Origin of the sequence: Streptomyces sp. M2CJ-2, assembly GCF_016757295.1 — a bacterium.
Classification (GTDB): domain Bacteria; phylum Actinomycetota; class Actinomycetes; order Streptomycetales; family Streptomycetaceae; genus Streptomyces.
On the sequence record NZ_JAESIF010000244.1, the window covers coordinates 1 to 1128 of the forward strand.

1 pseudogene is annotated in these 1128 nt (G+C 70.7%); it reads right to left on the minus strand.

Annotated features, from left to right (window positions below):
• Positions 1 to 22: 22 nt before the first annotated feature.
• Positions 23 to 1053: pseudogene (locus JL475_RS39095) on the minus strand (IS5 family transposase).
• Positions 1054 to 1128: the final 75 nt, after the last annotated feature.

Genomic DNA, 1128 nt, shown 5'->3' on the forward strand with positions numbered 1-1128 from the left:
TAGGGCCTGTTCGGGATCGTGATCATGTGGCGGGGGCAAGGCTGCGCAGCCAGATGATGGCGCCGCGCAGCTGAAGCCCCGCCATGTAACTGTCGGGCCTCTTGTCGTAGCGCGTGGCGAGCCCCCTCCAGTCCTTGATCTTGTTGATGCAGCGCTCCACCGTGCTGCGCTCCTTGTACAACTCGGCGTCGTGCGAGACCGGCCGACCGCCCTTGGAGCCCTTCTTCTTCCGGTTGGCCGCCTGGTCCGCCTTCTCCGGGATCACCGCCTTGATCTTCCGTTTCCGCAGGTGGGCGCGGTTGGCCCGGGAAGAGTAGGCCTTGTCGCCGGCCACGGCGTCGGGCCGGGTACGCGGACGGCCCACCGGACCGGGCACCCTGACCTTGCCCAGGACGGGAACGAACTGCGGGCTGTCGGCGGCCTGCCCGGGCGTGAGGACGAAGGACAGCGGGCGGCAGCGCCGGTCGGCTGCCAGGTGAACCTTGCAGGTCAGGCCGCCGCGGGAGCGCCCCAGGGCGGCGGCCTTCAACCGCGCCCGCTTCCGTTGCCGCTGACGGCGGCGCTCCTCGCGCCCCGGGGCGGGCTCCGCGTCCTCGGCCGGGGTCACCGCCCCCGCTTCGGCCGCGGCCTGCCGCTTACGCCGCTTTCGTTCCTTTCGCGCGCCCCCTTTTCGGCCCCGGCGGCCTTCTCCAAGGCCGACAGGACCTCCTCGTCCACGACCATGCCGGCCGCGTCGTGATGCGCGCGGGCGGTAGTGGAGTCCACGCTGACCAGGGACAAGTCCACCTGCCCGCGGCGGGCCGCCTCGGCGATCACGCCCTCCAGCACGGCGGCGAACACCCCGGCATCGCGCCATTGGGCAAACCGGTCGTAGACCCTGGACCAGGAGCCGAACGTCTCCGGTACGTCCCGCCATGGGCTGCCGGTGCGGAACCGCCAGATGACCCCCTCCAGCTGGTCGCGCAGATTCTCCGGGTAAGGCCCGTACTGCCCGATCGGCAGATGGGGGCTGATCAACTCCCAGTCGTCATCGCTCAGTTCACGTCGCACCACAAGGGTGTTCTACCAGCTCGGCCGCCCTCGCCGGATGCGGGCATCGGAACCGAGATCACGACCCCGAACAGGCCC